The organism is Andreesenia angusta (assembly GCF_001855385.1).
In the GTDB taxonomy this organism is placed as follows: domain Bacteria; phylum Bacillota; class Clostridia; order Tissierellales; family Gottschalkiaceae; genus Andreesenia; species Andreesenia angusta.
Map to the genome: position 1 here is coordinate 1 of NZ_MKIE01000024.1, position 4,515 is coordinate 4,515.

The 4,515-nt window shown below is 43.4% G+C and carries 3 protein-coding genes; all 3 read right to left on the reverse strand.

The genetic code is table 11. The features are described from left to right. Positions 1-345: 345 nt before the first annotated feature. Positions 346-1,242 carry a coiled-coil domain-containing protein gene (locus EUAN_RS11955; RefSeq protein WP_071064814.1) on the reverse strand — a complete coding sequence of 299 codons (897 nt, stop codon included), beginning with the start codon at positions 1,240-1,242 and terminating at the stop codon, positions 346-348. Between the two features lie 487 nt (positions 1,243-1,729). Continuing rightward, a complete protein-coding gene (locus EUAN_RS11960; protein WP_071064816.1) occupies positions 1,730-2,464 on the reverse strand; it encodes a stalk domain-containing protein in 735 nt (244 codons plus the stop codon). 500 nt (positions 2,465-2,964) lie between these two features. Next, positions 2,965-3,582 (reverse strand): helix-turn-helix domain-containing protein, encoded by a 618-nt coding sequence (locus EUAN_RS11965; protein ID WP_071064818.1) that lies wholly within the window; start codon positions 3,580-3,582, stop codon positions 2,965-2,967. Positions 3,583-4,515 lie beyond the last annotated feature (933 nt).

Sequence of the window (4,515 nt, forward strand, 5' to 3'; positions counted from 1 at the left end):
GTTCGCCTTGAGCAGCTTAATCATTTCTTTTGAGCTCATAGGCATAAGTTCACCCTCCTCACAACTATATTATACACAATATTGCGCATATATTCAAGCATGATTATGTTCTGTCTTAGATAAGCTTCGTATACTCTTCTGACAACTTCAGATTATCCCTGAAAACCATATCAGTAAACATCAGGTAAACTATTGATATATAATAAGTTTACCGCTTAGTAAACTGGTAAACTTTCAGTAAACCAAAAGAAAGAAGGGACCATATTGGGGCCCTTCTTTCTTCACGTATGGTATTGTTTTGTTTGATCAATAAATATATATCCGATATCTTTGCATTTAATCCTGCTATTTCACTTCAACCAGCTTTCTTTCAAGCTCCTTATTCTCGGCCTCCAAAGCCTCAAGCTTTGCTAGATACTTCTCCCTTTGGCTATCTATTTCGGCTATTCTCTGCTCCTGTATCTTCTGGACTTCTTTCTGATGCTCGCCTGCAAGCGCCAGCAGCTCTTTCTGTTTTTCAAGCTCCATAGTAGCTTTCAGCCTTTCGACTTCAGCCATAGCTTCCTCTCTTGCCTTTTCCGTCGCCTTCTTGCTTTCATCCATAGCCTGAACAGCCATAGCCTCCAGCTTCTCTATCTCCTGCTCCTGCTCTTTTAGCTGGTTTTCAAGGGCCTTAGCCTTGTCACTCTCAGCCCTAAGCTTGGACTCCGCTTCTTTCAGCTGATCCTCCAGCGCCTCCTTTGATTGCTTAAGCTCTGCAAGCTCGGACGTCTCTTCTTCCAGCTTGGCTATAAGCTTTCTGTCGCTCTCCGTGTCCTGCTTTGTCTTTACTACTTCATCCCTCAATTTCTCCGTCTTAACCCTGTAGTCGTCTATAATGCTGGCTGCTGTTTTCTTGTCTTCCTTCAGGGCTCTAACTTCGCTTTCAAGCGCCTCAAGTCTGGACTCCCTTTCCTTTATGGCCTCGGCAGCCTGTGTCCTTAAGCTCTCGCCCGCCACTTCGCTTCTCTCTACCATATTCGCATATATGCTGTACATCCTGCCGGTCAGTTTGTTTAGCTCCGCCAGATCCGCTTTCACATCCGCCACGCTTCCCGTAAGCTTGCTTGCCTTGTAGGTCTCTATAAGTACCTGCATAAAGTCCCCAGCAGTTCCACCTTCATAGCTTTCTATCATCTGCTTCAGCTCTTCTTTGGCCTCCACATCCATTTTCACAGCGTAAGTCGACATTTCTTCGTCCATTTCCATCGCTCCCTTTAAAAAAACTATCAAAAGTAAACTTTTCCTTATATCCATTATACCACTGTATGCCTGTATTTTAAATAGTAAACCACAATTTTATATAATTAAAGATTGGTAAACCGTTGAAATTTCAATGGTTTACTTAAAGTTTACCTAGATTATTAGGTAAACCAAGTTAGGATTTAAGCATTTTTCGGCACCATTCGCTTGAAATAGCCATCGCATGAGTCCAGAGGTACGCCAAACTGGCACGTCAAAAGTTTACCCGTTCTAGTTATTGCTTTTAAGTGCTTTATGTAAACAAGAAGATGGTTTTTCATCTTCCTTGTGATCTCTCCTATCTAGGCTAGCTAGAAAGTGTTTACTGTAAAGTGTTAGTTATATTAAATATCCTATTGTCGGCAGTTTGTAGAGAACTGCTATAGAGTGGGAAATTAATAGAAACAACCCTAGACGTTAATCTAGGGTTGTGTTTTAGTGTATTAATCTATTTAAGTTGATCTCTAGTAAAGTGCTGTAGTTTCTTAGCGCGATACGGAGGCTGTATTCCTGCTTTTATATCTGCACTAATCTGCTCCATATCTGCTACAGCTTTAGCTTTAACTGCTGCTAGCTCCTCAGGGTCTGGCACATATGCTCCAGAAGTTATAACTGCTGTTTTAGTGTCGTTATCCCACTCTACAGATGCTCCAAGGAACTCAGCTATGTCTCTAACTGGCATCATAACTCTATTCTCTACTACTATAGGGAACTCTCTCTGCCACATAGTGTAGCCTGGGTTTTTCTCGTTTAAGCTGTTCTTAAGAGTCCAATCGCTAAGATGGCCGCCATACTGAGTTCCCCCGTTAGGAAGTTTTATCTCGCTCTCATGCAGCCATGCTCTAGAGGCCCTCCTAATGCCAAGGTTTATAGTAGTTGTATATTTATACAGCACTTTCTCGTTAGGGTTTGGATGGTCTACGAATTCCTCTGTTATTATCTCTGCTCTCGGGAACCAGGTATCGTGGTGGTATTCTACTCTATGTCCCATTGCCTCGGCTACTGCTCTAATAGGTAGCATAACTCTACCTTTATAAACCACTGGCTCGACATCGGATACTACTGGCTTGCCATCAAGAACTACTTTCGGCTCTATCGCCGCCTCTACATTTGTTGCTCCCAATAAACCTAGTCCTATAACACCTGCTACTGCTAATGATCTAATTGCTCTCGAAATTTTCATATCAATTCCTCCTCTCAAATCTATGTATTTAAGTAGAACACTGTTAGTCCCCCACTATAGACTTATAGTCCTACTTCTACATATTATATACTTAAATTGCATTTTTTACACTACACTTGTGCAGATAAATTTAATTTTTATTCATTACAAGCTCTACCCATTCCATTCTCTTTATCAACACGCCCCTTTAAGTCTAATATTCAAACAGTACATAGCCACTTCATTTCCATTAAAGCAACCACCCCTTATAGTTCGACTACAAAAAATAATCTAGTCAAATTTTGAAGTGGTCAAATGTATACACAAATTCATGTCTAAAACGTGTCTTTTGTGGTTATATCTGGAATATTTTTCTGGGCTAGATTTTTCCGAAGGTACTATTAAATGAAAAACATCGATGTGCTTTTGATATGAAGCAAATTTAGGCATGACAAATTGGGGGTCTTTAAGATCCCCTGGGGTTGGCTTATTAAATTAGATTGAGTTGAACTGTGTATTTTCTATTCCCGCTCAGTCTCATCTCGCAGCAAGATTTCAGCGGAAGATATTTGTTCTTCGCAGTTTTTACTTTCGCCTTGGCTTTCTTCATCCCTGTTATCTATCATAGATTTCATGTAGTTCAAAGGAGTTGTTATGCATTTTTTAACCCCAGTCCTAATATTCCCTACAGCTATATTGAAAGCTTTTTCACAGACCTCGGCTGGATAACTCCTCTGAAGGATATTTTTAGCAGCTTGAAACTCCTTTAAAGCTTTTTGATACGGTGTTTCGGTCTGAACTTCAGTTTTTATTTCTCTCTTTGGACTAGCCTTCCCATCCTTTTCCACTGTAAAAGTATAGACATGAGTGTCGTTCCATCTTTTACCATCAGGAAGAACTATCGGTCTTTCGGTTAATCTTATAAGACCCTTATTGACCAGACTCTTTATATACTTCTTAGCTGTATTCCTACAGCATCCTATATGACCAGCTATAGTTCCTATGCTTGGATAGGCAGTGTGCTCTTCGTTGGACTTGTATTTTCTTATGGCTTCGTATACTGCTCGCTCCATAACATTAAGTCCATATCTCGCCGCTATTTGTGCCGATACTAGTGTGTTTATATCTTGAGCTTTCATTTTAAAAACCTCCCCAACTGTTATGCTAAAGTTTATATGATAGTTTCAAGGTCCAACTTCAAAATGTTTCTGTTTTAATCAATACATATATATCCAATGAATAGAGAATTAATCTATATTCTTGAACTATGTGAAAAATCTTTACCCCTAACTGAGCTTTTAGATCTATGTAGCGGGGGCTGATCCCACCGCCTACCTCTGTTTACCGCGTAAGCGGTAGAGCGAGGCTGAGCTTATGTGCGAAGCCGAGCGTGGCCGGAGCGCAAGGGAAGATTCCCCCTGGGAATATCACCCGAAGCGCGACAAACGCTGGGCCTATATTCAAGTATCTTTAGGGGCGGCTAGTTCCGCGAAAAGCGGAAATCCGTCGCCCCGTATGGCCGGCGGTGGTGCGCAGTCTGCACGACCGCCTTTCTGGTGGGGAATGGGCGGATGCGTCTCCGCGCTTTACCCATAAGGCGAACAGCGAAGGAGGGAATGCCTGAGCTTTCACCACTTCCAATTTCGAATCTACCGCTTTGGTACCGGCCAGTTGTCTACCTGTGGTGCCCGGCGCCTTTCCAGGGCACTACAGGACGCCATGGGGCCCCTGTATGGATATTTCTCCATGCTGGGGCCTTACCTTAGCTCCAGAGGGCTCTGGAGCGTCGCAGCGGTGCGAGAGCACGGCTGCATGATGTCAGGGGTGGAAAGTCTGATTCGAAATCAAAGGCGCCGAAGCGAGAGGCGGGGAAACGGCGGTGGATGGTTGGAGTTGCCCCCGCCTTGAGCCCCGGCACGGCAAAACCTTAGAAAGTGAAGTGCCACTTTTGCCAGTGCCGAGCCGATGCCCTTATCCCTCCCCCTCTTTCAGTGACGTGGCACACCGCTGGAGGGCGGAAGCCCGACTGTGCTTAGGGTATGGATGGGGGTGAGAGTCTGAGAGAGGGGGTA

Excerpts from the sequence above, each read along its gene's own strand:
- EUAN_RS11955 (WP_071064814.1), bottom strand. The coding sequence starts at position 1,242 with ATGGACGAAGAAATGTCGACTTACGCTGTGAAAATGGATGTGGAGGCC.
- EUAN_RS11960 (WP_071064816.1), bottom strand. The coding sequence starts at position 2,464 with ATGAAAATTTCGAGAGCAATTAGATCATTAGCAGTAGCAGGTGTTATA.
- EUAN_RS11965 (WP_071064818.1), bottom strand. The coding sequence starts at position 3,582 with ATGAAAGCTCAAGATATAAACACACTAGTATCGGCACAAATAGCGGCG.